This is a genomic window from Singulisphaera chitinilytica, assembly GCF_049331405.1.
In the GTDB taxonomy this organism is placed as follows: Bacteria; Planctomycetota; Planctomycetia; order Isosphaerales; family Isosphaeraceae; genus PoT.
The window spans coordinates 1,457,856-1,483,417 of the sequence record NZ_CP186274.1 but is presented as its reverse complement, the minus strand read 5'-3'; the positions used below and the strand labels follow the sequence as shown (position 1 = coordinate 1,483,417).

The window sequence follows — 25,562 nt, the reverse complement described above, 5'->3', positions numbered from 1 at the left end:
TCAGCGTTCAGCGTGGGCGCGGCCCAGGCCATCAAGCTTTGACAAAGTGAGGCCGATGCCAAACTCTTTCATGTTGATGTCGCACGGCATCCGGCGTTTGGTCTCTCGCGACGACTCCGGCGCGGGCATCACCAGGGCCGCGATCAGCCCGATCGCCGCGACGACCACCAGTAACCCGCCCTAATCCCGGGCTTAGACGGATCACCTCAGTAATATGAGGACCGGCTCAACTCTCCGGCGTCGCGGGCCCCGTCGCGGAGGGCTTCAATCGAGAGCGTGGCGACTTGCCGCGTCAGGGTCTCGCCGAGGGCCTCGAGCCGGTCGACGAGGGGGCCCGACTGGTCGAGGCGGCCGACGATGGCGAGATCCTCGATCGACGAGGCCAACGAGCCGGCGGCCGACGAGAAGGTGGAGACCATCCCGCAGAGCTTGTGCGACGACTCGCGCAAGGCGAAGGCGTCGCCGGCCTCCTGGGCGTCGCGGACCGTGCGGAGGTAGCCGGGGAGTTGATCGCGGAAGGTCTCGCAGATCTTCTCCAGGATCGCGGCGTCGTCCCCGCAGGCCGCCAGCAGGACCTTCGAGTCGATCCGGCTCGGCTCGTCAACGGGAGCCTCGGGCATGCCAGACTCGGCGTCGGAAACGGGATCGAAGGCCTCCGGCGAATCCGCCCGCCCATCCTTCGCGCCGAGGCCCGCGCGGGCTCCCGGCGACTCGGAGACGGACGGGTTCAAGACCCGGTCGATGGCCTCCCAGAGCTCGGAGGGCTGCACCGGCTTGGCGAGAAAGTCATCCATGCCGGCGGCGAGGCAGCGGTCGCGATCCCCCTGGCTCGACCTCGCGGTGAAGGCGATGATGGGGAGATAGCCCCCGCACTCGTGCTCCATCTGACGGATCGCCCGGACGACCTGGAAGCCGTCGAGCTCCGGCATGTGGATGTCGAGCAGGAGGAGGTCGAAGCCCCCCCCTTCCGCCAGCGCGAGGGCCTCGCGCCCGTCCCTCGCCGAGCAGACCCGGTGCCCCCGGCGGCCGAGGATGTGCTCGAGGAGCTGCGAGTTAAACTCGTTGTCCTCGGCGACCAGGATACTCAGCGGCTCGGCCGCGAGGCTGGGGGCAATGATATGCTCACCACTCTCGCTCGACGCATGGGCGGCGTGGCGATCTCGGGCGCCTCGGGTCATGGTCCGCTGGATCGAGTCGAGCAATTCCGAGGGCTGCACGGGCTTGGAGAGATGGGCACCGATGCGGAGCTCCCGGGCCCGGGCGAGGTCGCCGGGGTGGCCCCCGGAGGTCAGCAGGACGATCTGCGTGCCGTCGAACTCGGGGCGTGCGCGGATCCTGGACGCGAGGTCGAGGCCGTTGATGTCGGGCATCTGGCCGTCGAGGACGACCAGCGAGAAAGGGCGCCCTTCCGATCGCGCGGCCTGGAGGGCCTCGATCGCCTTGGCCCCGTCGCCGATCGCCTCCGGCTGCATCCGCCAGTTCGTGAGCCACTCGACGAGGATCCGGCGGTTGGTGACATTGTCGTCGACGACGAGGACCCGCATGTTCCGGATGAGGTCATGCGAGGGGGCGTCCATCTGCGAGGGCCTGGGGCGGGCCTGGCGGCTGAACCTCGCGGTGAAGCTGAAGGTGCTCCCCTTGCCCGGCTCGCTGTCGACGACGATGACCCCGCCCATCTGCTCGACGAGCATCGCGGCGATCGTCAGGCCGAGGCCGGTGCCGCCGTACTTGCGGGTCGTCGACGTGTCCTGCTGCTCGAAGGCCCGGAAGATCGTCTCCCGCTTGTCGGCCGGGATGCCGATGCCGGTGTCGCTGACCGCGAACTTCAGGACGACCTCGTCCTTCGACGGCGAGGATCCGAAGGACTCGACGCGGACGACGACCTCCCCCTCCTCCGTGAACTTGATGGCGTTGCCGACGAGGTTGAGCAGGACCTGCCGGAGCCGGCCGGCGTCGCCGATCAGGGCGTCGTCGACGTCGCTCCGGATGTGGCAGGCGAGCTCGACCCCCTTCTTGTGGGCGCGGACCGCCAGCGCCCGAAGGGTGTCCCCCACGACGTGCTGGAGGGAGAAGTCGTCGAGGTGCAGCTCGAGCTTCCCCGCCTCGATCTTGGAATAGTCCAGCAGGTCGTTGATGATGCTCAGCAGGTTGCCGGCCGCGGACTTGACGGTCTTGAGATACTGGCGCTGATTGGGGTTGAGGCGGGTCTCGAGGGCGAGCTCGGTCATGCCGATGATGGCGTTCATCGGCGTCCGAATCTCGTGGCTGACATTGGCCAGGAACTCGTCCTTGGCGCGGTTCGCCGCGTTGGCGGCCTCGGCCGTCTGGCGCAGGACCTCCTCGGCCCGCTTGCGCTCGGTGATGTCGCGGTAATTCGTGGAGATGCCGTTGATGGCCGGGTCGTCGAGGAAGTTCTGGCCGAAGGCCTCGATGTTGCGCCAGGAGCCGTTGAGGTGCCTGAGGCGGAATTCCCCCGTGACCAGGACCCTGGGCTGCCGGATCATCGCGTCGAAGAAGGCCCGCATCTGCGCCAGGTCGTCCGGGTGGACGATCGGGTTCAGGAAGACGTTCTTGCCGATCCGATCCTCGCGATTGTAGCCGAGGATCCTCGTCAGCGAGGGGGTCTGGTAGAGGATCGTGCCGGTGGCATCGAGCAGGTTGATGAGGTCGGTCGAGTTCTGGAGCAGGTGCTGGTAGAGCTCCCGGGTCTGGCGCAAGGCCTCCTCGCCCCGGTTCCGCTCGGCCTCGATGAGCCGCCGCTGGGTCCTCCGCAGGGCCTCGCTGAGCGCGCAGATGAAGATGCTGATCGCCAGGAAGAGGAACATCGCGACGGTGTCGCCGGTCCCCTTCAGCTCGAGCCTGAAGTGGGGGGCGACCAGGAGCATATTGGCGGGAACGGCGCAGAGTACCATCACCAGGATCCCGTGCCAGAACCCGGCGAAGTACGCCGCGACCAGGACGGCCGGGAAGAACGTGCTGTAGACCGCACGCTCCCCCAGGAGGTCATTGAGCCACCAGCGCGCGGTGAGTTCGACGGCCGCGATGAGCAGCGCCGCCCCGTAAGCGAACGGGAGGGTAGAGAGTCGTTTACGCATGCCAATCCTGAAGACTCGATCGGGCGTGTATCCCTGACGCGCCATTCTAGCTCGCGAACGAAGCGATGTGGGGGAGGGACCGCTCAAGAAGCTCGGTCGCGTGACTGAAGATTACCGATAAAAACCATTCAATTCCACACAAACCTGGCCGACTTCCCTAATCTGGCCTACGATTGATGCGTGGGTGCCTCGCGGCCGGAGATCCCGGAATTCTTCGCCTCGGGCGGTCCGAGCGGGAAATTGCCACCCGATCCGCGGCAGGAACGCGGATCTGCGGGAAAAGGCCGGGCCTTGAGGACGATCGGGGTGGTGGCCCGGCCGCAAACGTCGCGAACGGATCGGGGGCGCTTTACAGCCAGGGGCCCCGGCTCCACAATGGAATCATCAAGCAGAAGAATCGAGTCGTTCGACACGTCAAGCACTCGGGACGCCCGGCCCATGGCCAACCTGCTGCTCATCGACGATGACACGGCATTGATCCCGGAGCAGGTCCGCCAGGCCTTCCCCGCGCCGACGCACCGGGTCGAGATCGCTCGGACGGGGGCCGAGGGGCTCGAGCGCGTCCGCGAGGGGTCCCCCGACGTGATCCTGCTCGACCTCCGGCTCCCGGATATGTCGGGGATGGACGTCTATCTCCAGATCCGGCGCGACGACGCCCGCATCCCCGTCATCTTCATCACGATGGCCAAGGGGGCCGACGCGGCGATCGAGGCGATGAAGCAAGGGGCCTTCGACTATCTCTTCAAGCCGCTGGACCTCCGCCAGCTCAGGCGCGTGGTGGGCGAGGCCCTCGAGGTCGCCGAGCGGATGCGAAAGCCGGTGGTCGTCGCCGAGCCGACCTCCTCGGCCGACGTCGAGGGGGCCATCGTCGGCAGTTGCCCCGAGATGCGCGAGGTCTACAAGGCCATCGGCCGCGTCTCCGGCCAGGACGTCCCCGTCCTCATCACCGGCGAGAGCGGCACGGGCAAGGAGATGGTCGCCAGGGCCATCTACCAGCATGGGCCCAGGGCCCGCGGCCCCTTCCTCGTCCTCAACTGCGCGGCGATCCCCGAGAACCTGCTCGAGAGCGAGCTCTTCGGCCACGAGAAAGGCGCCTTCACGGGCGCCGACCGCCGCAGGATCGGCAAGTTCGAGCAGGTCAACGGCGGCACCCTCTTCCTGGACGAGATCGGCGACATGCCGCTGACGCTCCAGGCGAAGATGCTCCGCGTCCTGCAGGACCAGCAGTTCGAGCGCGTCGGCGGCAACGAGACGATCAAGACCGACGTCCGCCTGATCGCCGCCACCCACCGCGACCTCAAGACCTGGTCGACCGAGGGTAAGTTCCGCCCCGACCTGTACTACCGGCTCGGCGTCTTCACGATCCACCTGCCGCCGCTCCGCGAGCGCGCCGACGACCTGACGATGCTCGTCGACCACTACGTCAAGCATTTCAGCCGTGAGCTCGGGCGCGACGTCGTGGCGGTCGACCCGGAGGTCCTCGACCGCCTGCGGGCGTATAGCTGGCCGGGGAACATCCGCGAGCTGCAGAGCATCATCAAGCAGGCCCTGCTCCAGTCGTCGGGCCCGGTGCTCCTCCCCTCGTTCCTCCCCGAGCTGGTCGACGGCGCCGCGGAGAAGGCCGCGACAGCCTCGGCGCCCTCGGAAGGGGCCCTGGAGCTGGAATCGTTCATCGACGAGCGGCTGAACGCCGAGGCCCGTGACCTCTACGACGAGGTCCATTCGCAGCTCGACCGCTATCTGCTGACCCGGGTCCTCGAGTACACCAAGGGGAACCAGCACCAGGCCGCCAGGCTCCTGGGCATCGCCCGCCAGACCCTCCGCACCAAGCTCCGCGAGCTTGGCCTGCACGTCACGCACGCCATCGAGTCGAACGACGATTCCCTCTGAGCCGTTTTTCGGCTGATTCCTCCCGCCCAGGCCATTCCTCGGCCCATCGGGCAAGTCCCCTGCCCGCGCGTCCCGCGCGGTGAGGCCGCGCGCACGGGCCCTGGCCGTGCCCTACGCCCAGTGTCCTGGGCGGGGCCCGGTCGGCAATGGACGGCGAGCACACGCCTTGGACGCAACCCGAAGGCTCAACTTCACGTCTTCAAGCGTTGCCGCGTCCCCGTCCATGAAGAATCCTTCATGACATCGGTGCCGGCAGAGGACTTGCGGGCCGTGTCATTGCGTCGACGCCGGCCTCCGGACCGCGTAGAGTGGCACGGGCGGTGGCCCGGGCGAGGCGAGGGCGAGTCCCCCCGCGAGGCCCGGGCCCCATGTCGGCGAGGTCTGCACAATTGGGGCAGTCAATCCCTCGGAGGGTCGAGATGAAGACGCGGGTCGTCAGGGGTGGCGCTCGGGGATGGGTCGCGGCGGTCGCGCTGGGGGTCGTCGCGGCGTCGCTCGCGTCCCCGAGGGCGGGGGTCGGGTCGGCGGCGGACGAGGATGCCGAGCTGCTCAAGGAGGCGCAAGGGCTCTTCAAGCCGATCGCCGCGGCGAAGCCGGATGCGTCGGGAGGCCTCGTGGAGCTGGGCCGGAAGCTCTTCTTCGACCCCCGGATCTCGGCCGACGGCACCGTGAGTTGCAGCCGCTGCCACCTGGCGACGCTCTACTCGACGGACGGACTGGCGAAGTCGCGCGGGGCCAACAACAAGCCTCTCGCCCGCAACGCCCCGACCCTCTTCAACACCGCGGATCAATTCGCCCAGCACTGGGACGGCGTCTTCGACAGCGTCGAGGCCCAGGCGAAGAAGGCCCTCACCGGCGCCGGCTTCGGCAACCCGAGCTTCGACGCCGCCATGACGAAGCTGAAGGGCATCGCCGGCTATCCGCCCCTCTTCGCCAGGACCTTCCCCGGCGAGGCCGACCCCGTGACCCCCGACAACTGGGCGAAGGCCATCGGCGCCTTCGAGCGGACCCTCGTCACCCCTTCGCGGTTCGACGAGTACCTCGGCGGCAAGGCCGACGCCCTCTCCGCCGACGAGCGGAAGGGGCTCCGCACGTTCATCGACACCGGCTGCGCCGAATGCCACGAAGGCGCAGGCCTCGGGGGCACCGGCTACCGCAAGTTCGGCGTCAGCTCGGATTACTGGCTCCAGACGCACAGCCAGGAGGTCGACAAGGGCCGGTTCAACCTGACGAAGAATCCTTCGGACATGTATCGATTCAAGGTCCCTCAGTTGCGCAACGCCGCGATGACCCCGCCCTACTTCCACGATGGCTCGGTCGCGGCCTTGCCGGAGGCCGTCCGCGTCATGGCCAAGGTCCAGCTCGACACCGAGCTCTCCGCCGACGAGGCGAAGTCGATCGCCACCTTCCTCGGCAGCCTGACCGGCGAGGTCCCCGAGCACTACGCCAAGGCCCCCGTCCTGCCGCCCGGCAGCTTCGACCCCGGCCCCGCGCCAAAATGACCGCGGCCGGGCCCGACTCTGCAACGATCGAGGCGTCCCCGGCCTCCCGCCCCTCGACGAGGGCCGGAACTCTGAGGACAACCTCTCGCTCCATACACCAACTCGAGGAGATTCCGATGTCCGAGATCAAGCGTCGCGACTTCATGACCGAGACCACCGCGCTGACGGCGGCGGTCGCCGCCTTCGTGGCGGCCTCGAACACGGCCGAGGCGGGCGACCCGAGCTTCATGAACAACGTGCCCGACCCGGCCCTCGCCGGCCACGAGCTGCCCACGTTCAAGTACGAGCTCGAGAAATCCGAAGGCAAGGTCATCGGCAACAGTTACGGCAAGGAGGCGACCGTCAAGCAACTGCCGATCTCGAAGGGGATCGCCGGCGTCTCGATGAAGATCGAGCCGGGGGCCATGCGCGAGCTGCACTGGCACGCCACGGCCGCCGAGTGGGCCTTCGTCATCTCCGGCCGCGTGCGGACGACGGTCATCGAGCCCAGAGGGCTGGCCGAGACCAACGACTTCGAGCCGGGCGACATCTGGTACTTCCCCCGAGGTCATGGGCATATGCTCGAATGCCTCGGCGATGAGCCCTGCCACTTCATCCTGATCTTCGACAACGGGTATTTCTCCGAGTTCGGCACCTTCAGCATCACCGACTGGATCGGCCACGTCCCCAAGCCGCTCCTCGCCAAGAACTTCGGCCTCCCCGAGTCGGCCTTCGACAACTTCCCCAAGGAAGAGGTCTACTTCGCCCGCGGCTCCAGGCCCCCCGAGACCCCGGCCAAGCCGCTCCAGGGCTGGAAGCTCCCGCCCCTCACCCACAAGTATCAGCTTTTGGCACAACCGCCGCACCGCACCTTCCACGGCGGCCGCGAGTGGCGTGTCGATTCCTCGTGCTTCCCGATCTCAAAAACCATCACGGGCGTCGTCCTCGACCTCGAGCCCGGCGCCCTCCGCGAACTCCACTGGCACCCCACGGCCGACGAGTGGCAATACGTCATCGAGGGGGACATCAGCGTGACCCTCTTCGGCTCCCACGGCCGCTACCGCACCGAGACCCTGAGCAAAGGCGACGTCGGCTACATCCCCCAGGGCTATGGCCACTCGATCGAGAACGTCGGCGACAAGCCCTGCCGCGTCCTGATCGGCTTCAACACGGGCGTTTACGAGGCCATCGACCTCAGTCAATGGATCGCCGGCAACCCCGCCGACGTCCTCGCCACCAACTTCAGCCAGCCCGCCACCCTGTTCGACAAATTCCCGCGCAAGGATGTCTTCATCATGGATCCGAAGGGCAAGGACAAGTCTGATTAACCGGCCGATTCGCATTCTGGTCGATCCCTGAGAATCCGCCCCTTACCAACTTCTCCCCTGTCACGCCCCATATCACGGTAGCCCCGGGTCGCTCTCCGATCCGGGGCTACCCCTCCGCATTGCTCTTCAACGCCATGTCGCCGTAGTTGGCACAACCGCATTGATGCAGCAACAGTATGCCAAAAGAAAATCCCCTTGGCGGACCCGACAGGTCATCGGCGATTTGATCGGCCTGTCGAAAGCCCACATACGATTCCCCCGGGCGAATACCCCACATTTTGGGTGGCCGCGGTTGGAACAACCGGGGTCGCGCAGCGACGAGAGGTCACCTGCAATCGTTCCTGGACGATCCGTTGTCCTGACATCCAAATCGCTTGAAATCTAGGCGGTGTGCGACATCGGTTGCCCCCGCTGCCGGCACAACGGCTGACGAACCGAGGTTTGATTTCAGGAACCTTGTTTGGTCCTTGTAACCCTGGAGACCATGTATCCAGCGAACACAGAAAACAGCAACAACATAATAATATTAACAGACATAGACAATACCAAACGATGACTTCCTGGTCTCGACTTCTCCCCTAGCATCATGGCCGCACTGAGAGCAAAGACGGCCAGCCCATCATTCCGTCGGCTGATCCGATGGTAAACCGCCCAACCGGCCAACCCACCAATGGCTGCCCCTAACCCGAGAAATATCGAGGCGTCCAGTCTCATTCCTTGCCGATATCTCGCATCGAGTACACAAAACAGCAGCGTCACCGAAGCGACAAGGAATACAGCGTACTTGAATGAATTATCTTTCAACATTTTCACCCTCACTGGTTCTCGGAACGATCTCAATGAGTAAACAACAGCACATCTTTATCGACCGCTACCGCGTCAAATGATGCAATTCTACGTTGGATTTGGGAGAAGCCGCCTGAGTCGCGAGTCCTGCCCGGTTCGTCCTCAAGGCCTTCTCCCGATCCCGGCGAGGCCGATGGTATGGATGACGAGCGGCTCGGGCCGAGCTATGCCGGCGCTCGCGGGATAGCCCACTCTCGCGCCATTGCGGAATCCGGCTCTATCGCGGCAGCCGCCCGAGACGACCGTCAGGTGTTCTCGATCCAACGCGACGGCGCGGATGTCACGATCCGGAATGTTGGAGGTGAGCAAGAGCCGATCGCCGTCCAGGTTCCAGAGATGGACCCGGCCGCGGCGAGTGCAAGAGGCCAGCGTCTTGCCGTCGTCGCCAAATTGCAAATCAAGGCTGAGGCTCAGTTCCGGCGGCTCGATCGTGCGAAGGACCTCTCCCTTGTCGAAGTCCCAGAGCGAGATCACGCCGACGCGGTCGGCCGTCGCGAACGTCTTGCCGTTGGGGGAGATGGCGATCGTCCAGGGTTCGTCGCCCCGCCCGGCGATCGTCCGGAATTGCCGGCTCCCGGCATCGAGCAGCTTGATGAGGAATTCCGCGTGATCTTTCTTCATCTGTTCGATCGAGGCGAGCCTGAGACCATTCGCGGCGAAGACGGTCTGCGCCGAGGGATAGTCCTCCCAGAATATGCGATTATCCACCTGGAAATCCAAGCGGATGGGACCTTCGAGCGGGATCAGGCGATATCGACAACGCGTGTCGAAGGTCGCCACGCCGGACTCATCGTCCAGGAACGACGCGGCCAGGATGGTGTCCGGCAGGTCGAGGATTTCGCGGACGAGCTTGCCCGTCTTCAGGTCCCGGATCGATAAACGCCCGCCGAGGGGATCCTGGTCACCATTCCCACCAATGATCGGGGTCTCGCCCGGCCAGTTGATCGCGATTTTCCGCTGCAGATGGCCAGACGGACGCAAGTACAGGACTTCGCCGAAACGAACGCCGGTCGAAAGCGATCTCGTCGAGTCTAATCCGTCGAGGCTCTCATACCCTTTTGGCCGTAGTGTGACCGAGACATACTTCTGGATGCTGCCCGGAGCGAGCCAACGCCCGCTCTTGCTGATCGACGCGGCAAAGGCTGGCATTTCCTGGTCGGGGAGCCTGACGAGATGCCCGCCTGTCGATGTCGAGTAAGCATCGACGCGACGACCACAGACGCGCACCATCGTCCCCCCGTCGGGGCTCATCGCCACGCGATCCACCAGACCTCCGTCGGCCAAGCCTTCAATCTCGGTCCGCCGCACAATCGCCGGTCCATCCTAGATGCCCTCGTCGCCCAGTGACTCTCGGCAGACCAGCAAGCCCAAGATTCCCGCAAGCCTCGCCCATCGACGTCGCCTCATGCTCGCCTCCATCCCTGATGCCTCGGCGGTGAATCGCACGGACAGTCCCCAATGGAGACTCCGACCCAAGGCGACGGACATAAGTTGGCTATTTCTATCATGGCTCGGGTTGCTTTCGCGAATCGAAACCCCTTCCAGGAACCCAATCAGGGTCGAAACGCAGACCGAGGCCGAGTATCTTCGTCGGTGCTGGCTCGGGATTGCTGCTGCGCATGCTCTTCGAGGGATCGATGAATCGACTCTGCCTTGGTTTCGCGCTGGCTTCACTGATTCTGGCCTCGACGATGGCTCCGGGACAGCCAGCACCGGCACCGCCACCGCCACCGCCACCGCTGATGATAGAGCATGTCACGGTGCTGACGATGACCGCTGACGGAGTCATGCTTCAAGACCAGACGGTGACGATCCGGGAAGGACGCATCGCGAAGATTGAGGCTTCGGCCGAAGCGAAGGTCGAGACGGGCGTGCGGAAGATCGACGGCACGGGGAAGTTCCTGATGCCGGGTCTCACGGATGCGCACGTGCATCTGGAGAACGACCGCATTTTGCGGATGTTCCTCAAGAACCCCGAAATCCCCACGGGGACGATCCGCACCGAGGACATCTTCCTGCCTTATGTGGCGAATGGCGTCCTGCAGGTGTTCAATCTGTCCGCGACCTCCGAGACGGTGGGGCAGCGCGACGAGGTCGAGAGCGGGCGCGTGGTGGGGCCTCATATTGCACTCGCCGCGATGATCGATGGGCCCGACCCGATCTGGCCCCTCGGGATGACTCGGGTGGCGGCGACGCCGAATGACGGCCGGCAAATCGTGCGCGATGCGTCGGTCGAGGGCTATGAAATCATCAAGGTGTATAGCAGGCTGGATTTGCCCACCTTCACGGCGATCGTGGACGAGGCTCGCAAGCTGCACATGCCGGTCGTGGGCCATATCCCTCAGCGCGGCAAGGGGATGGCGGAGAAGTTCTTCCAGCCGGGGTTCGGGATGGTGGCCCATGCGGAGGAGTTCGCCCAGCAGACCAATGTCCCGGCCGAAGCGGAGATCCCGCATTACGTGGAGATGGCGAAGCGAAACGGCACCTGGCTGACGGCCACGCTTTCACTGGATGAGCGCCTACTGGAACAGGTCTCGCATCCAGAATCATTGAGGTCTCGGCCGGAGCTGCATTTCCTGACGCCCCTGGTCTACGAGATGGTCACCGAGCACAACCCTTATGTCGGCCGGGCGGACGCGAAGTATGTGGAGTATCTGCGTGCGATCGTCGCGTTCAACCGGAAGCTGGTGAAGGCCTTCGCGGAGGCGGGGATCCCGGTCCTCGCGGGATCGGATACGCCCGTCCCCGGGATGGTCGCGGGCTTCTCCCTGCACGACGAACTGGAGGTGATGGCCCGTTGCGGCTTGAGCAACAAGCAGGTGCTCGAAGGAGCAACGCGACTGCCGGCGGAATGGCTGGGTATAGCGCAAGACCGCGGCGTTATTGCGCCAGGCAGGCGTGCGGATCTCTTGCTGTTGGATGCCGATCCGATGGCGGATGTCGCCAACACCCGCAAGATCGCGGCGGTGATCGCTGGAGGCCGCTTCCTTGCACGATCCGCGCTTGACCAGCAGATGAAGGCCTTGAAGGATCGCTACTTGAGATTGGGAAACAAAGGTGATGCAATGCCCCGCTGAGCTTGATGGCTCCCTTATCACAGTCTCATCGACGTTGCACTTAACATAAGCGTGGATGCTGGACACGCCGATGGCATTTCGCGTTCAAGCCTCCCCATGTTTCCCCAGGCCGAGGGCCTTCATCCTTGAAGCCAAGGTCGTCGGCTTGATGCCGATGAGTTCGGCGGCGCCGCCGGGGCCGTAGAGCTTGCCTCGCGAGGCTCGGAGGGCGGCGAGGATGTTGTCGGACTCGATTTGCCTCAGGTCACACTCGGTCAGGATGGGGCCGGAAGATTCGATAACGGGGATTGACGACGGCCTCGGCTCCTCGCCTTGCGGGAGGTCGAAGGCCAGGCGGCCGGCGGTGGAGGTGATGGCGGAGCGTTCGATGACGTGCTGGAGCTCACGGATGTTGCCGGGCCACGAATACTGCTGGAGGTGCTGGACGTTGGCCAACGTCAGGCGAGGCTTGGGGCGGCCGAGCTTGCGGCAGGAGAGGGTGAGGAAGTGGTCGGCGAGGAGCGGGATGTCCTCGAGCCGCTTGCGCAGGGGGGGGAGTTCGACGGGGAAGACGCTCAGGCGGTAGTAGAGGTCCTGGCGGAAGCGGCCGGCGTCGGCCTCGGCGCGGAGGTCGCGGTTGGTCGCGGCGATCAGGCGGACGTCCACCTTGCGGGTCCGCTCGTCGCCGACGCGCTCGAGTTCTCCTTCCTGGAGAACGCGCAAGAGTTTGGCTTGTAGCTCGAGGGGGATCTCGCCGATCTCGTCCAGGAAGAGGGTGCCGCCGTCGGCCAGCTCGAACCGGCCCGCGCGATCGCGGAGGGCGCCGGTGAATGAGCCCTTGGCGTGGCCGAAGAATTCGCTCTCGTAGAGCTCCCGGGGGATCGCCGCGCAGTTCACCTTGATCAGGGCGTGGTCGGCGCGCTTGCTGCGTCGGTGGATTTCGCGCGCGATCAATTCTTTACCCGTTCCGCTCTCGCCGAGGACGAGGACCGAGGAGTCGGTCGGGGCGACGAGGTCGATCTGGCGGGCGACCGCCCAGAGCGCGGGGGACTGGCCGACGAGGTCGCCGAAGGTCCCGGCCTGCTCGACCTCCTCCTTGAGGTACTCGTTCTCGACCTCCAGCTTCTTGCGGAGCGAGTCGATCTCCTCGAAGGCCCTGGCCGTGGAGATCGCGGCGGCCGCGTGGTCGGCGATGACCCGGAGCCAGCTCATGCAGTCGGGGCCGATCCGTCCCCTCGCGAAGACTCCCAGGACGCCGAGGATCTGGCCCCGGCTCACCAACGGCTGACCGCCGAAGCCCTCGACCCCCTCGGCCCGGACCCACTCGGGGCGGACGATCCAGTCGGGCACGGCCTCGCCGAGGTCGGGGGCCTCGATGGCCTCGCCTGTCGCCCCGATCCGCCCAACTTTGCGGACGCCGAGCGGGAACCGGCGAAAGGCCCCGTCGATCCGCGTCCAGGACACCGAAGGGTCCGCGACCGACCTCCCCGCACTCGCCGCGAGGTGCAGGCAGAGGGAACGGTCCGGGCACTCGGCGATCATCCGGCAGCCGGTGCAGTCCAGGCTCCGCTCGATCAGCCAAATCCGCGCGAGCGTGACTCGGGGAGACTCGGCCAGGCGCCTCACCGCCAGGTCCAGCAGGCGAGGCAACGAGCGCTCCCCGGCCAGCTCGAGCAGGAGCCGCCTCGGTTCGACAAGCAGCGGATCGGTTTCGTGTTCCATGACAAGCATCGTCCACGATTTCCCGTGCTTGGACCATGAAATTTCGTGTCGCCACGATTTTTCGTGGCGAGATCAATGAGTCGAGGATGGTGCGGATAGCTTTAACTCGTGGCGACTTACGTCAATCCGCACATCGCGGCATGCGACTTGGATTATCTCCCCATCGTGATCGAGCGGGACGCGAGTTTCTCCGCGTCGGCTCGATCGAGACGTGCAACGCGGTTTGACATCCGATTCTCACGGATCCCATTCCCTGTCGAGGAGGCTTCCCCATGTCCACCGTCACGCCGGTCGTCAACGCCCCGCCGTTCACCCTGGAGAGTGCCCTGAAGAAGGTCCGATTCGCGGAGGACGCCTGGAACTCGCGCGACCCGCAGCGGGTCTCGATGGGCTATTCCCAGGACTCGGTCTGGCGGAACCGCAGCGAGTTCCCCACCGGCCGCGAGCAGATCCGCGCGTTCCTCGCCGGCAAGTGGGAGCGTGAGCTGGATTACCGCCTGGTCAAGGCACTCTGGGCCTTCACCGACAACCACATCGCCGTGCGGTTCCAGTACGAGTGGCACGACGCCGAGGGCCAGTGGCACCGCAGCTACGGCAACGAGCTCTGGGAGTTCGACGAGCACGGCCTGATGCGTCGTCGCGAGGCCAGCATCAACGACCTCGCCATCGCCGAGTCCGAGCGCAAGTTCTTCTGGCCCGCCCCCGACCCTCGCCCGGCCGACCACCCGGGGATCGAAGAGGTCCGCTGACGAGTCGCGCGAACGGGCGGGGAGACCGAACTCCCCGCCAGGCCTGTCGGCGAGCGGGATCGAGAATCGCCACGACCTGGCGGACCGACAGAATCGCCAAGCGCGACGCGGCGGAGAACTTTGAGGTTAAAGAATGTCCTTCGAACGAGGGGTCATAATCTGGGGTCGAGCCATCGAGACCCTGGCGGATATGGCACTCATTCCGGGACATTGACCATGAGCAAGCGGGCCCTGATCTTCGCGATGGCGATCCTCGCCACGTGTTCGACAGTGCAAGGGGGCGAACGATATTATGCGATCATCTTCGGTTCACAATCGCAACCGAAACAACTCCGTTACTCCCACACATGGGCGACATTCGTCAAGGTCGTGGGCGAGGGGGACGACCTCCGGAACTACCAGGTCTTCCAGCACACCATAAGCTGGCTCCCGGCCTCGCTCAAGGTGCGGGTCTGGGCCTTGCGGCCGGAACCCGGGGTCAACCTCGACCTCTACAACACGCTCGACTTCGTCGCCAGGGACGGCCAGAGCGTGGCGATGTGGGGGCCGTTCGAGATCCTCGGGCAGGTCTACAACCGATCCCTGAAGGTCAAGGAGATCCTTGAAGGCGGCGCGGTCGATTACCGTGCCATCAGCACCGCGAGGGAACTGATGGTCAGCGATTGCATCCACGCGGTGGCGGCCGTCGATCCCATCCTGGGCCGGAACCATTACCCGCTCATCCGCATCGGCAAGCCCGCCTCGCGATTCGTCGCCCGCCAGTTGACCACCAGGAGCGTCTTCGACCAGTACCAGACCGATGCCGCCTGGCTGATCCCCCGCCTCGGCCTGGACCGCTACCCTATCGAGGTCATCTCGCCGCAGGAGATACCCAAACGCGGTTGCTTCCTCTGCCGGTGCCCGGATTGAATCGGGTACCTCGCGAGCGATCGGGCCCGAGGCGTGCCCCGGACGTTACCTCGTGAATCGACCGGTATGATCCGGTAAAATGTTGGAGCGGCGATGTGGCCGCGAAAACGGGTCAGGCTTCGTCTCGTCGTCGACCCGAAGGACCTCGGCACTCAAGACTTCGCCGCGGCGAGCCTCCATGCCGCCATGCGCGGGCGGTTCGGCTCCAGGCCACGGCCAGGGCGCCATGCCGGTCGGGAGATGAGCGGAACCGCCGCGTAGCTGACGCGGCGGGAGACCTGTAAAATCCGAGGGTCGCAGCAACACTTGTAACTCAGCCGGATCCGAAGCGAGGAGGCTTCCATGCGGAATCGCCAGCGAACGTCCGCCATCGCGGTCGTCAGTTTGCCCCTCCTGTTCGCGGCGATCGCCCCGCCGGGCACGCCCCCCCGCGCGGTCGCCGACGAGCCGGTCAGCGACCAGGATGCCAGGGACATCGCGGTCGAGGCCTACACCTACTTCTATCCGCTCATCACCATGGACGTGACTCGGCGCCAGGCGACCGGCGTCGAGGCTGGCAAGATGCCGGGCCGGGGGCCGATGAACGCGTTCAACCACTTGCGAGCCTTCCCGGGCGCGAGCTTCAAGGAAGTCGTGCGGCCGAACTTCGACACGCTCTACTCGTCCGCCTGGCTCGACCTGACCGCCGGGCCGGTCGTCGTCTCCGTGCCCGATACCGGCGGGCGTTACTACCTCCTGCCGATGCTCGACATGTGGTCCGACGTCTTCGCCGTCCCTGGCAAGCGGACGACCGGCACCGGGGCCCATCGGTACGCCGTCGTGCCGCCGGGTTGGCGAGGCGAACTTCCGGCGGGGACGGAGCGCATCGACGCCCCGACGCCCTACGTCTGGGTCATCGGGCGGACTCAGACCAATGGCCCCGGGGATTATGAGGCGGTCCACAAGATCCAGGACGGCTTCACCATCACCCCCTCGGCGGGGTCGAAGCCGGGGTCGGCCGTGACCGAGGCCATCCCGGCGGTGGACCTTAAGAAACCCCCGCTGGAGCAGGTGAATGGGATGTCGGCCGTCGCGTACTTCCGCTATGCCGCCGAGCTGATGAAGATCCACAGGCCGCACATCACCGACCAGCCGATCGTCGCGAGGATGCGTCGGATCGGGCTCGAGGTCGGCGAGAGCCTCGACGTGGAACGGCTCGACCCCGCCGTCCGGCGAGCCCTTGAGGCCGCCCCCGCCGCAGGCCTCGCCCATGCGAAAGCCAAGCTCCCGACCCTGGCCCGCGTCGTCGACGGCTGGCAGATGAATACCGACACGATGGGGGTCTACGGGACCTATTATCTGAAGCGGGCCATCGTCGCGATGGTCGGGCTCGGCGCGAATCTGCCGGAGGACGCCATCTATCCCCTCTGCATCGTCGACGCCGACGGCCAGCCCCTGAACGGCGATCGTCGCTACGTGCTCCACTTCTCGAAGGAGCAGTTGCCCCCCGTCGACGCCTTCTGGTCGCTCACCATGTACGACGCCGACGGGTTCCAGGCTGCCAACCGGCTCGACCGCTTCGCCATCGGCGACCGCGACAAGCTGACCTTTAATGCCGACGGGTCGCTCGACCTCTACATCCAGCATGAGGATCCCGGGGCCGCCAAGACGGCGAACTGGCTGCCGGCCCCGAAGGGGCCCTTGGGATTGACCATGCGACTCTACGCCCCCAGGGCCGAGGCGCTCGACGGCCGCTGGAATCCGCCGGCGGTGAAGCGGGTCGATTGATTCCATAGTATCGGCCGTTCGGAAGATCTCTCTCGCCCGGAGGCTGCCAATCCGGGGCACCGATCCGCCACAGTCAGGGGAGCCTGTCGTCGATGTCGTCCGAATCCAAGATCAACCTGGGCCTCGCCACCCAGAAAGCGTGGACCCTCCTCGACGAGTTCAAGGCGTTCGCCTTCAAGGGGAATGTCGTCGATCTGGCGATCGGCGTCATCATCGGCGGCGCCTTCCACAATATTGTCGACTCGCTGGTCAAGAATCTGATCATGCCGCTGTTCGCCATCCTGATCCCGGGACAGCGGCCCTACACCCACTGGCAATTCACGGCGAAGGGCAGCACGGTCCACTACGGCCTGTTCCTGGGCGACATCGTCCACTTCCTGATCATGGCCGCGATCCTCTTCCTCTTCCTCGTGAAGTTCCTGGGCTGGCTGATGCGACCCAGGAAGGCCGAGGACGACGCCCCCGCCCTGAATCGCCAGGAAGAGTTGCTGACCGAGATCCGCGACCTGCTGAAGTCCCGCGAGAAGACGACCTGACAGTCGCGGGTCGCGCGTTACGGGAGGCGTTACGCATGGAGACGGAGAACGCACCACCCCTCCGCCCGACACCGACATGCATGGTTGACTCCGAAAAAGGAGCGCGATCCCGATTCAAGTTCCGGTCGTTCGCTTGTGTTAGCAGGTGGCGGGAGATTTTCGCCAATCGCAGCGATGTTGGTGCGAATCCCGTAACGTCGGGGATATCTCCCGCTCGAACCGGTCTTCAGGATCCTTCGCCCATGCCAACTCTCGTCCGCTCGCGGCGCCTTCGCCGAGGCCTCCTCGCCCTGTCAACGGCCGTCCTAGGTCTCAATTCTCAAACGAGTTACGCCCAGAACGGCGCAGTGGCCATCGCCAGGCCGATCGGCGGGATCGTCATCGACGGCGACCTCAAGGACTGGCCAGAAGGGCTGCCGATCTATCCCATCGAGCGGGTTGAGTTCGGCGACAAGGCCAAGGGCAAGGAGGACTTCAAGGCGAGCTTCCGGGTCGCCGTCAACGCGGCCGAGCATGCCCTCTACGTGGCCGTCGAGGTCGAGGACGAGTCGAGCCTGCTCGACGGTCCCGGCGAGCCCAGTTGGGACGGGCAGGACGGCTGCGAGATCTTCCTCAACGCCGTGCACGCGCCGGACGGCTCGCCGTTCCTCCAATATGCCCGTTATGGCAACAAGAACCGGATTGTCGGGCCGCTGGAGATCCCCGAGAAGACCCTGAACGTGGCCGTGGCCCGCTCGGAGAAGAAGGCCGTCTACGAGTGGAAGGTCGAGCTCCCCGTCGACCTCGACCCCGATCGCGTCCTCGGCTTCGACATCTCGGTGGGGGATAAAGACGCGGACGGCTCGTTCTCGTGGGTAGCCTGGGGACCTGGGACGCAGAAGATCAGCTCGGCCGACCGCTGCGGCGAGATCCTCATCGTCAAGTCGGATACCAAGTTCGGCGACATCACCGGCCAGGTCGCCTGGAAGGATCCGTCGGGCCTCGCCTTCCCGACCAGGGTCCAGATCCAGTCGACCCGCTCGCCGCAATTCTGGCGCAACGCGGCCGTGGATCCGACCGGGACGTACAAGGCCTCGGGCTTCCCCGAGGGGCCTTACACCGTCCGCGCGGTCGACTCGCCCGAGCTTCGCGTCGAGACTGGGCCGAACGTCGAGGTCAGCGTCGAGGCGGGCAAGGTCGCGAAGGCCGACGTCCTCAAGGTGACGCCGATCCCCTGGCCGGGGCTCATCGGCGACGAGGGGATCCTGCGGAGTTCCGCCCCCGTCGACCCGGCGCAGGTTGACAAGTTCATCAAGGCGTATCTCGATTACTACAAGACGCCGGGGATCTCGCTGGCGATCATCCAGGGGGGCAAGGTCGTCTATCATCGCGGGTTCGGCCTGAAGGACGCGAGCAAGTCGGAGCCGGTCACCGAGGAGACCGTCTTCGAGGCCGCGTCGATGACGAAGCCCGTCTTCGCCTATTCGGTGCTCCGGCTGGTCGACCGGGGCGTGCTCGACCTCGACACCCCCTTGTACAAGTATCTGCCTTATGAGGACATCGCCCACGACGATCGTTACAAGCTCATCACGGCGCGGATGGTCCTGACGCACCGGACGGGGTTCCCGAACTGGCGGACGGGGAAGCTCGACATCAAGTTCACGCCGGGGACGCAGGTCTCGTACTCGGGCGAGGGGTTCGTCTACCTCGGCAAGGTCGTCGAGAAGCTGACGGGCAAGACGCTGGTGGACATCGTCCGCGAGGAAGTGTTCGAGCCTTTTGATATGAAGAATGCCTCGCTCGTCTACAATGACAACATCGCGAGGTTGACGGCCATCGGCCACGACGGGCGTTCGCCGCTGCCGAAGTGGAAGGTCGCCGAGCCGAACACGGCGGCGAGCCTGCACGTCGACGCCGGCAACTACTGCAAGTTCCTGATCTCGGTCATGGAGGGCAAGGGCCTCTCCGAGGCGATGGCGAAGGAGATGCTCAAGACCCAGGTCGTGATGCCCGATGCGGAGAAGGCCTCATGGGGCCTCGGCATCGCGATCCAGGAGACGCCCGTCGGCATCCACTACGGCCACGGAGGCCGGAACACCGGGTTCACGAGCCTCTCGCTGATGTACAAGGACCTCGGCGCCGGCTACGTCTTCCTCGTCAACAACGACGACGAGCCCAAGTATGAGAACATCCTGAACGCCTTCCTCTTCCTCGGCAAGTCGGGCCTGAAGGAGTCGTCCAAGGTCACGCATAAAGCCATCAAGATCGACCCCAAGCTCTTCGAAGACCTCGTCGGCGACTACGAGCTCGGCCACGAGACGACCCTGACCTTCACCCTCGAGGACGGCCACTTCTACGTCCAGCCCCAGGGGGACAAGAAGATGGAAATCTACGCCGAGTCGACCGACACCTTCTTCCTCAGCCCGACCGAGGACACCACCTTCAAGTTCGTGAAGGACGAGCAGGGCAAGTTCAGCCAGGTCGACCTCCATCGCAACGGCCGCAACATCAAGGCCAAGCGCCTCGTCCCCGATGCCGAACCCAAGGCGAAGGCTGAGCCCACCAAGTAACCCCTTGGCCTTTTGGTTAGTCTTGCCCCCCTGCCCTTGATCGCAAACGCCTCGGCCCTTCTCGGCCGGGGCGTTCTTCATTAACCCCTCAAGTGGGCTGTAACTTTCTCGGACGGATCAAGATTCTTAGAAGCAACGAACCCTACCACCCCGTCTGAGGGCGGCCCCGATTGGCACAATCGCGGTCGCGCAACATCGTGCGGCCGTATGCAAGTGGCCCCTACGTTCACGGGCTTTCGGTCTTTTCTTGGGTGGCCACGGTTGGAACAACCGGGGTCGCGCAGCGACAAGAGGTCTTGTGAAATATGCCCGGCCGAGCCGAGGCTCCCCCTGCGATTGCAATGGCCGACGCGTGGTTCCGAGGAATGGGGAGCGTCCAGGCTCACTCCTCAAGGCATTTAATATACCTAAAATTTATTATCATATATATAATATATTTATACAAATAAACAAATAATGCAATCGCGTCTCCTCAACGACTTTCCACTGGCGATCCATGCCGGTCCGAATTAAAGTTTGTCGGCGGATGACGCTTCCTGGCTGGACCTCGGCGAGGTCGTCGAACGTCCCGGACGAAGTCATCTTGTCGCGATACGACCGAGGAATGTAATCATCAACCCTCTTGGACAAGAATTCTTATTCGTGTTGATCGCGGTCCCGATCGGATGGTTTGCCTCGGAGTTCCAACCGCGCCGCTGGCTCCGCCTCATACTGGGGGTCCTGTCCATCCTGATGGCGCTCTGCGTCGCGGTCTTCCTCAACGTTCTCGATCGTTTCCAGTACAACGCCGATTACGGCTTCGCGAGCAAAGAGTTGATCGATGCCGCGGTGTCAGAGCTCGAGGCCGGCAACCGGGATCGCGTGCTGCGTTCGCTCAAAGATTTGCAAGGGCGATTCAAACCCACTTATGAGAACCGAGCCAACTACACCACGCTCGTCAACGAGACGGTGAAGTCGATGCGATCGCCAGACTCCAAGGCCCCCTGACAGGCCAATGGCGTCCCCGTCTCCCAAGGTTCATCGAGTTCGACGTACCCGAGCGGCCTCGGACGAGGTCCATGACCAGGGATGGCCGATCCCATAAAGATTCAGTTTCATCAATCGTCGATGGAAACTCCGAGGCTCTCCCCGGCCGCTGTCGCCGCGATCGAATCGCGCGAGGAGGCGCTCGGAATGACCTCCCCGCCATCGGCCCGCGAGTGGTACTCGATCGAGGTGCAGTGGAGATTCTCGCCGAGCATAGCGATCCGATGCCCTTGGAGGAACTGGGGACGCACCAATCGGTCGGCCGCGGACTCACCATAGTCATGGAGCGGAGCCGCGATCGCATCAAAGCATACGTAATCGAAAACCTCGCCCATCATCGCGGCGAGGAGCCGGCGCGAGCCTTGTACCAGAGGATCGAGTCGGCTTTCCCATCCGCAGCGACGACGTCCGGCTTGCCGTCCTTATCGAGGTCGCCGCCGCTGACGTCATGGGCACCGATCGAGGCATCGACCACGGATCGGCTCCATGTCTTCCCGTCGAAGTCATACATGACGACGCCCTCCCCCGCCGCGCGAGAGCCGGCGAAGACCTCGTCGTCGCCATCGCCATCGACGTCGGCGACGCAGAGAGCCTCAGCCTCTTTCAGGGTCGCGTCGACCGAGGTCCGGGGGCCGAATTTCAGCAGCGTCCTCGACTTCGTGCCCTTCGGTTCGGAGAGATAAGCCGCGACCTCGGCGTTGTTTCCGGGCTCGATCGTGACGAGGAACCGTCGACCATCCTTGAGCCGACCGCCACGCACCTCGCTCGCCCCCTTCAAAGGCGCCTTCCCGGCCGCACCCGACACGAGAGTTTCCTTCACGTAGCGAGGGACACCCGCGATCCCGGCAAGGCTATGACGCGTCACGCCAAGCTGGCTCGCCGCCAGGACAACCGGCACCCCGTAGCCCTCCAGGTCGACGAGATCGATCGCATTCAGACCCGGTGCGGTCCCGATAGAAAAGCCATGAGGCACCCCTGAGGGTACCGAATCGACGTACAGCGAATCGGTCGGATTGATGGGCACCGAACCGCCGCCGAGGCCACCCAACCCTCCTGCAAAGCCAACCGTACCGCCGAGGCCACCGACACCGCCCCCACCCAGGCCCGGCTTCGGTTGCTCGCGCCGGCCGAAGTTGAGGGTCACGAGGTTGGCCGACTCCTGATCGAAGGCCGGCGGTTTGGCCGAGGGGCCATACAACGGGGCAACCAGCAGGGTGAAGGCATTCGAGCCCTCACCGGCATCCTTCAAGTTCGGCCCCGGCAGGATCCGTATGAACCCGACCGAGTTCGCCGCGAGGCGAAGCCGGTAGAACCATCGAAGCCTATGGATACTCCCGATCTTCCCGACCTCCTCAAGCTTCCAGGGGTCGTCGAACTCCTTGCCCGGCTTCGCCAGCAAAAGCCTTCCACGGCTCGGATCGTCCTTCACGAAGTCATAAGCGATCGCGATCTCCGACTTGCCGTCGCAATCGACGTCCGCCGTCGCGCTGCTGACGATCCTCGGGGTCTGCTTCGGAGTCGTCACGATGCGCTTCTTCCACGACGGGTTCTCATACCAGGCGCACGTCCCCGCCCCGACGGCCACCACGTCGAGCCGCCCATCGCCATTCACATCGGCGAGCTCGACCTGATCCACGCCCGCGAAAGTGGCGTCGATGACGACCCGGTCGAAGTCGAGGGCCTTTGAGCGCGAAGGCGTGAGCGCCGTCGACAGGACCACGGCGAAGGGGATGAGGACGCTTCGAGGATGTCGCATCGCGGGAGCCTCCATGCCGATCCAGGATGATTGCCAGCCTCGGCCTGTTAGGGCCTCGGCAGATCCTTCTCGATTCAGGATTCGAGCATAACAGGAAGGCGACCGTAAGTCAGGCCCAAATCGATAAGAGCGGAGTGCCATTTCCCCGGCGGTATATCACCTGCATGCGAACCATTCCAACAAAACCATCACTTGATTACATCAATATCATTAACTCTCTCTGGGGAATCTGTCATTTCGCCCGAGCTGGGAGGCTCGATCCCGATGGGATGTTGCGGAGGGACAATCTGATCACCTCGGCCGACCAGGGCAAGCTCAACGAGTGGATCGATTCCATATCCTCCCGCATCGCCATGTGGCTCGACGGCAACACGCCATGACATCCGCCTGGTCGCGTGGGCTCGAGACTCGGATCAATGCAGCAAATCCCCAGCATGCGTAGGTCTATCGGCGAGGCGCGGAACGGGCTCGAGCCTTGTACCAGATGACGTTGCGAGACTCACCGCCGACCCCGACGATATCAACCGCCCCGTCCTTATCGAGGTCTCCGCTTCGGAGATCGTTGGCGGAGAGCGAGGCATCCACCACGGTCCGGACCCAGGTGCTACCGGCGGGGTCGTACATAACGACTCCCTTGCCCGACCCACGGCCACCGGCGAAGACCTCGCCGTCGCCATCGCCGTCGACGTCCGCGACGCAGAGGGCTTGCACCTCCTTCAATGTCGCATCGAGCAAAATCCGTGGCCCGATTTTCATGGTTTCAGTCGACCTGGGCACGTAGGCCGCGACCTCGGTGCCCTGTCCGGGCTCGACCGTCACGAAGAACTGTCGACCATCCCTGAGCCGACCGGCTCGGACCTCGCTCGCCCCCTTCGCCGGTGCCAGGCCGTCGGCGCCTCGAACGAGGACATAGGGGAAGAAGCCGGGCAGACCGAACGAGACGATTCCGGAATAGCGCGTCACTCCAGACTGGCTCGCCGTCAGGAGGCTGACGGACTCCGAGTCGGGCCGATCGATGACGTCGATCGAGTTCAGGCCCGGGGCCCCCCCCTTCCAGATCATGAAAGGGCCGGCAAACGGTATTTTCCTGGAAAAAGGTGGTTTCTTGGGGAGACGGCGATTGGCCACGATCGATCTCATCGGCCCTCCGCCGAGGCCGCCCACGCTGGCCACCTGGGCGATCGGATCGCTGAGACGACCGGCCATGCCGAAGGGACGGGATCCCCCCGTCGAACTGAGAGTGTACGGGAAGTTGAGGATCATGAGCCGGGACGGCTCCTGGTCGAAGCCCGGCGGCTCCGCCGATGGGCTGAAAAGCGGGGCCGCCACAAGGGCGATGGTGTTCGAGATCACGCCCTGATGCGGAGGGGTTCGCCCGGGTTGGACGGGATTGAACCACAATCCCGTCGCCCCGACGGAGATCCGGTAATACCATCGAAGCCTGTGGATACTCCCGATATCCGCGAGGGGCTCCAGCGTCCAGGGATCGTCGAGGGTCTTGCCCTGTCCCGCCAGCAGGAGCTTGCCACGCTTCGGATCCTCCCTCACGAAGTCGTAGGCGATCGCAATTTCCGACTTGCCGTCTCCGTCGACGTCCGCCGTCGCGCTGCTGACGATCCTCGGAGTCTGATCCGAATTCGTCACGATGCGCCTCTTCCACGACGGGTTCTCATACCAGGCGCAGGCCCCCGCCCCGAGAGCCACGATATCGAGCCTGCCGTCGCCATTGACGTCGGCCATTTCGACCTGATCGACGCCCGCGAAGTCGTCGTCGATGACCACCCGATCGAAGTCCAGGGCCTTTGACGGGGAAGGCGGCGTCAACACCATGAAGGCCAGGACTGTGACGAAGATCTTTCGCATGATTTGCATCGCGGGAGCCTCCTTGCGGATCTAGAAATCCCAAGTCGCCGGGGAATGCGTAACCGCCGGTTCGATCCAAGATTCCACGCATTATTGTCTTCTCGATGCCTATACAATATCAATGGCTTGCCAGCATGTCTCCGCTCGGCCAACATCCGATTTATGTCTGAGAAGCTTCGACCGAGATCGAACATCGTCGCCTGTTCGCATACGGAAGGTGTCGTGCAATGGATGTCGGGGCTGATGAGCGAAGGTTCACGCTACTCGACGCCATGGTGCTCGTGGCCGCGACGGCGATCGTCCTCTCGCAACCATCGACAGCTATCAGGCTGGCATCCTTGTCGTACTTGCTGGGCGATCTGGTCAAGGTGGTCCGTGGGATTCCCCCCATCAGGGGCAAACCCCTCGTATCTATGCTCCACGACCCCGATGTCAGTTGGGCTCTCGGCAAGGCGCGAGGTGGCTTCATCCCCATCGGGGACATGCCCGGGGAGATCACCCTGGGGTGGGCCCTCTTCGCCAGGCCGGGGCCGCAGCTCTCGGTGCAAATCTCCGAAGCGGCCTGCCGCGTGGCCGGGCCGATCCTGGGAATCGCGAGCCTGGCGCTGCTGGCCCTCCGGCTCCGCGCCCCGCGGCCCGGCCGGTCGGAGTTGCTGGCCCAGCCGGGTTTCTGGGGATGCGCCGCCCCGCTGCTGGTCATGGCATGCTATCCCGCGATCCTCGCGTATCTCGGGATACGTCCCGACATCGGGATGGACTCGAGCGCGGTGGCGATCGCCTGGTTGTCGCTCGGCATCGCCCGTCGCTGGCGTCCCGAGCCGTCCTGGATCGACCGCGCCGGGCGGGCCATCGGCCTCCTCTGGCTCTCGATCCTGCCCCTCCGGCTCTGGGCGGCCTTTTATTAGTCTTGACCTTTATTGCATTATGATACTTTGACATTTATACCACATCGTCCCACGCTGACGGGGACATCGGCAGGCCGGGCGAGA

At 64.7% G+C, this 25,562-nt stretch carries 18 protein-coding genes; 12 read left to right on the top strand and 6 right to left on the bottom strand.

What is annotated here, in order from left to right; genetic code table 11:
- Nucleotides 1-168: a hypothetical protein gene (locus ACOYYX_RS05705; protein ID WP_422928967.1), complete on the bottom strand. Its 168-nt coding sequence runs from the start codon at nucleotides 166-168 to the stop codon at nucleotides 1-3.
- A gap of 38 nt (nucleotides 169-206) precedes the next feature.
- Nucleotides 207-3,095, bottom strand: coding sequence for a response regulator (locus ACOYYX_RS05700; protein ID WP_422928966.1), 2,889 nt, complete (start codon nucleotides 3,093-3,095; stop codon nucleotides 207-209).
- Nucleotides 3,096-3,533: 438 nt separating this feature from the next.
- On the opposite strand from ACOYYX_RS05700, the gene ACOYYX_RS05695 reads away from it, so the two are divergent.
- From ACOYYX_RS05695 to ACOYYX_RS05685, 3 genes are all read left to right on the top strand, one after another.
- Nucleotides 3,534-4,985: a sigma-54-dependent transcriptional regulator gene (locus ACOYYX_RS05695; protein ID WP_422928965.1), complete on the top strand. Its 1,452-nt coding sequence runs from the start codon at nucleotides 3,534-3,536 to the stop codon at nucleotides 4,983-4,985.
- Between the two features lie 419 nt (nucleotides 4,986-5,404).
- Complete coding sequence (locus ACOYYX_RS05690; protein WP_422928964.1) at nucleotides 5,405-6,487, top strand: cytochrome-c peroxidase; 1,083 nt, start codon at nucleotides 5,405-5,407, stop codon at nucleotides 6,485-6,487.
- A 116-nt stretch (nucleotides 6,488-6,603) separates the two neighbouring features.
- Entirely contained in the window at nucleotides 6,604-7,794 is a 1,191-nt protein-coding gene (locus ACOYYX_RS05685) for a cupin domain-containing protein (RefSeq protein ID WP_422928963.1), read from the top strand.
- 948 nt (nucleotides 7,795-8,742) lie between these two features.
- Here the strand turns inward: ACOYYX_RS05685 and ACOYYX_RS05680 are convergent.
- Nucleotides 8,743-9,924, bottom strand: a complete 1,182-nt coding sequence (locus ACOYYX_RS05680; RefSeq protein ID WP_422928962.1) for a WD40 repeat domain-containing protein — start codon at nucleotides 9,922-9,924, stop codon at nucleotides 8,743-8,745.
- 323 nt (nucleotides 9,925-10,247) lie between these two features.
- On the opposite strand from ACOYYX_RS05680, the gene ACOYYX_RS05675 reads away from it, so the two are divergent.
- On the top strand, nucleotides 10,248-11,717 hold the full coding sequence (locus ACOYYX_RS05675; RefSeq protein WP_422928961.1) for an amidohydrolase family protein: 1,470 nt from the start codon (nucleotides 10,248-10,250) through the stop codon (nucleotides 11,715-11,717).
- An 84-nt stretch (nucleotides 11,718-11,801) separates the two neighbouring features.
- On the opposite strand, the gene ACOYYX_RS05670 is transcribed toward ACOYYX_RS05675, so the two are convergent.
- Nucleotides 11,802-13,418, bottom strand: coding sequence for a sigma 54-interacting transcriptional regulator (locus tag ACOYYX_RS05670; protein WP_422928960.1), 1,617 nt, complete (start codon nucleotides 13,416-13,418; stop codon nucleotides 11,802-11,804).
- A gap of 272 nt (nucleotides 13,419-13,690) precedes the next feature.
- Here ACOYYX_RS05670 and ACOYYX_RS05665 point away from each other — a divergent pair, with 272 nt between their 5' ends.
- The 6 genes from ACOYYX_RS05665 (at nucleotide 13,691) to ACOYYX_RS05640 (ending at nucleotide 20,915) form a co-directional block, all read left to right on the top strand.
- Nucleotides 13,691-14,167 (top strand): DUF1348 family protein, encoded by a 477-nt coding sequence (locus ACOYYX_RS05665; protein WP_422928959.1) that lies wholly within the window; start codon nucleotides 13,691-13,693, stop codon nucleotides 14,165-14,167.
- Nucleotides 14,168-14,383: 216 nt separating this feature from the next.
- Nucleotides 14,384-15,076 (top strand): hypothetical protein, encoded by a 693-nt coding sequence (locus ACOYYX_RS05660; protein ID WP_422928958.1) that lies wholly within the window; start codon nucleotides 14,384-14,386, stop codon nucleotides 15,074-15,076.
- Nucleotides 15,077-15,418: 342 nt separating this feature from the next.
- Nucleotides 15,419-16,843, top strand: a complete 1,425-nt coding sequence (locus ACOYYX_RS05655; protein ID WP_422928957.1) for a DUF1254 domain-containing protein — start codon at nucleotides 15,419-15,421, stop codon at nucleotides 16,841-16,843.
- A gap of 92 nt (nucleotides 16,844-16,935) precedes the next feature.
- Nucleotides 16,936-17,379, top strand: coding sequence for a large conductance mechanosensitive channel protein MscL (mscL, locus tag ACOYYX_RS05650; RefSeq protein ID WP_422928956.1), 444 nt, complete (start codon nucleotides 16,936-16,938; stop codon nucleotides 17,377-17,379).
- Nucleotides 17,380-17,621: 242 nt separating this feature from the next.
- Entirely contained in the window at nucleotides 17,622-19,928 is a 2,307-nt protein-coding gene (locus ACOYYX_RS05645) for a serine hydrolase (protein ID WP_422928955.1), read from the top strand.
- Between the two features lie 642 nt (nucleotides 19,929-20,570).
- Complete coding sequence (locus tag ACOYYX_RS05640; RefSeq protein ID WP_422928954.1) at nucleotides 20,571-20,915, top strand: hypothetical protein; 345 nt, start codon at nucleotides 20,571-20,573, stop codon at nucleotides 20,913-20,915.
- A 373-nt stretch (nucleotides 20,916-21,288) separates the two neighbouring features.
- Here the strand turns inward: ACOYYX_RS05640 and ACOYYX_RS05635 are convergent, their stop codons facing one another.
- On the bottom strand, nucleotides 21,289-22,710 hold the full coding sequence (locus tag ACOYYX_RS05635) for an FG-GAP repeat domain-containing protein (protein WP_422928953.1): 1,422 nt from the start codon (nucleotides 22,708-22,710) through the stop codon (nucleotides 21,289-21,291).
- A gap of 26 nt (nucleotides 22,711-22,736) precedes the next feature.
- Between ACOYYX_RS05635 and ACOYYX_RS05630 the strand changes: the two genes are divergently transcribed.
- Nucleotides 22,737-23,090 carry a hypothetical protein gene (locus tag ACOYYX_RS05630; protein ID WP_422928952.1) on the top strand — a complete coding sequence of 118 codons (354 nt, stop codon included), beginning with the start codon at nucleotides 22,737-22,739 and terminating at the stop codon, nucleotides 23,088-23,090.
- A gap of 64 nt (nucleotides 23,091-23,154) precedes the next feature.
- Here the strand turns inward: ACOYYX_RS05630 and ACOYYX_RS05625 are convergent, their stop codons facing one another.
- The gene (locus tag ACOYYX_RS05625) at nucleotides 23,155-24,582 is read right to left on the bottom strand and encodes an FG-GAP repeat domain-containing protein (protein ID WP_422928951.1); all 1,428 of its coding nucleotides are present in this window, start codon (nucleotides 24,580-24,582) and stop codon (nucleotides 23,155-23,157) included.
- Nucleotides 24,583-24,800: 218 nt separating this feature from the next.
- Here ACOYYX_RS05625 and ACOYYX_RS05620 point away from each other — a divergent pair, with 218 nt between their 5' ends.
- The gene (locus ACOYYX_RS05620) at nucleotides 24,801-25,478 is read left to right on the top strand and encodes a hypothetical protein (protein WP_422928950.1); all 678 of its coding nucleotides are present in this window, start codon (nucleotides 24,801-24,803) and stop codon (nucleotides 25,476-25,478) included.
- The last annotated feature ends 84 nt before the right edge of the window (nucleotides 25,479-25,562 follow it).

What these genes read in the sequence shown, in the direction of transcription:
- ACOYYX_RS05700 (WP_422928966.1), bottom strand. Translation starts at nt 3,095, where the DNA reads ATGCGTAAACGACTCTCTACCCTCCCGTTCGCTTACGGGGCGGCGCTG.
- ACOYYX_RS05695 (WP_422928965.1), top strand. Translation starts at nt 3,534, where the DNA reads ATGGCCAACCTGCTGCTCATCGACGATGACACGGCATTGATCCCGGAG.
- ACOYYX_RS05690 (WP_422928964.1), top strand. Translation starts at nt 5,405, where the DNA reads ATGAAGACGCGGGTCGTCAGGGGTGGCGCTCGGGGATGGGTCGCGGCG.
- ACOYYX_RS05685 (WP_422928963.1), top strand. Translation starts at nt 6,604, where the DNA reads ATGTCCGAGATCAAGCGTCGCGACTTCATGACCGAGACCACCGCGCTG.
- ACOYYX_RS05670 (WP_422928960.1), bottom strand. Translation starts at nt 13,418, where the DNA reads ATGGAACACGAAACCGATCCGCTGCTTGTCGAACCGAGGCGGCTCCTG.
- ACOYYX_RS05665 (WP_422928959.1), top strand. Translation starts at nt 13,691, where the DNA reads ATGTCCACCGTCACGCCGGTCGTCAACGCCCCGCCGTTCACCCTGGAG.
- ACOYYX_RS05660 (WP_422928958.1), top strand. Translation starts at nt 14,384, where the DNA reads ATGAGCAAGCGGGCCCTGATCTTCGCGATGGCGATCCTCGCCACGTGT.
- ACOYYX_RS05655 (WP_422928957.1), top strand. Translation starts at nt 15,419, where the DNA reads ATGCGGAATCGCCAGCGAACGTCCGCCATCGCGGTCGTCAGTTTGCCC.
- mscL (WP_422928956.1), top strand. Translation starts at nt 16,936, where the DNA reads ATGTCGTCCGAATCCAAGATCAACCTGGGCCTCGCCACCCAGAAAGCG.
- ACOYYX_RS05645 (WP_422928955.1), top strand. Translation starts at nt 17,622, where the DNA reads ATGCCAACTCTCGTCCGCTCGCGGCGCCTTCGCCGAGGCCTCCTCGCC.
- ACOYYX_RS05635 (WP_422928953.1), bottom strand. Translation starts at nt 22,710, where the DNA reads ATGCGACATCCTCGAAGCGTCCTCATCCCCTTCGCCGTGGTCCTGTCG.
- ACOYYX_RS05630 (WP_422928952.1), top strand. Translation starts at nt 22,737, where the DNA reads ATGATTGCCAGCCTCGGCCTGTTAGGGCCTCGGCAGATCCTTCTCGAT.
- ACOYYX_RS05625 (WP_422928951.1), bottom strand. Translation starts at nt 24,582, where the DNA reads ATGCAAATCATGCGAAAGATCTTCGTCACAGTCCTGGCCTTCATGGTG.
- ACOYYX_RS05620 (WP_422928950.1), top strand. Translation starts at nt 24,801, where the DNA reads ATGGATGTCGGGGCTGATGAGCGAAGGTTCACGCTACTCGACGCCATG.